The organism is Blastocatellia bacterium (genome assembly GCA_035275065.1).
Classification (GTDB): domain Bacteria; phylum Acidobacteriota; class Blastocatellia; order UBA7656; family UBA7656; genus DATENM01.
The window spans coordinates 1-1,501 of sequence record DATENM010000146.1; the positions used below are offsets into that span (position 1 = coordinate 1).

1 protein-coding gene is annotated in these 1,501 nt (G+C 45.0%); it reads left to right on the forward strand.

Going from position 1 to position 1,501, the window contains the following annotated elements; genetic code table 11:
• Positions 1-202: 202 nt before the first annotated feature.
• Positions 203-1,501, forward strand: a 1,299-nt coding sequence (locus VJ464_27250) for a macro domain-containing protein (GenBank protein HKQ08849.1), incomplete at its 3' end; no start/stop codon positions are given.

Sequence of the window (1,501 nt, forward strand, 5' to 3'; positions counted from 1 at the left end):
CAGCGGGAGCTGATCTAACGCACAGGCTCGCAGCCTCAGGCGCTTAACAGCTTCACCGATGCCCCGCTCAGGCGTCCCTGAGTAGATTGACTGGCCAGCAAAAGCGGGTCAAGTCAGTCCTCTATCAAGATACAAGGTGCTAATGGACGCGTGGATTTTTTCTCGCAATCGTTTATCCTTGTGCTGTATATGAGGTGGAGACATGGCAAACAAGAGGACTTATCAATTTGGGAAATCACAACTCACTCTTGAGTTCAGTAGTATAACCACGTCAAAAGCTCAGGTTCTAGTCAGCTCAGATGATTATTATCTATCTATGGGCGGTGGCGTATCGGCTAGCATCCTTAATGCTGGTGGTAATGTCATCGCACTTGATGCAGCTAAGAAAGTCCCCGCAGCCTTGGGTGATGTCGTTGTCACAACAGCGGGCAAGCTACCCGCCCAATACATTTTCCATGCCGTTACAATTGGCCCGGATGACTCAGTTATGCTTCCAAAGGAGACCATAAGACAGACAACGAAACGTTGTATGCAGATGCTAGATACATTACAGCTTGATTCGATTGCTTTCCCGACCATAGGTGCTGGTATTGCAGGTTTTACATATGAGGATGTTGCAGTACAAATGGCGGAAGTAATCACCGAAGACTTACAAAAGCGACAGAAACCAGTTTATGTAACAATATATCTATTTGATAGGCTTGGGCGAAAGAAAGAGATCGATTACCTTCAATTCTTTGAGGAATTCGCTGCACGTGTTCCCCGCATTGCTAATCAGGCTGTTGCTGCTCATACACCTATGGATCCTGTTAAACAGCCGACTGCTATAGATGATGGCTCAGAAACAGACGATCAAATAAGGATGCGGCGTCTTAATAACTTGCGTAAACTCATTGGCTCTCTTGAGGATAAACGATTTGAATTGGAGGCCCGCTTAATTGAGCTTATAAACAGTGGTGAAGAGGAGGACATAACAGAACTCCGGCGCAAGCTGGATGAAAATCAAGAATTGCGATTAGGTTACCTTAATGAATTGAAATCCCTGTCACAGAAGGATTCTAGTTATAGCACGCAAGCGCAAGCTAGCATAAAAAGACCCGTTTCAGTGTTTGTCAGTTCTAGTTACAAAGATTTAATCGGACACCGTACAGCAGTTAAAGACCAGATTATGCGTAGGGATATGCTCTTTCGTGGAATGGAAACCTTTGGCGCTGATCCAAGTAGAGTCACGCCGGCAATAAAAATTGTCGATGAGGTTCGTAAAGCGAATGTATATATCGGAATCTTCGGGGTGCGCTATGGCTACATTGATCAGGCTACGGGACTTTCTATGACCGAACTGGAATTCAATGAAGCCGAAACTAGTGGGAAACCGATGTTTCTTTATGTCATACGAGATGATGCGCCAGTTAAAGTTTCTGATATTGAACCTGACCCTGCTGGAAAGGCAAAGCTTGATAGTCTAAAGAGTCGGATGCGAAAAGACTACGTAGTTTACATG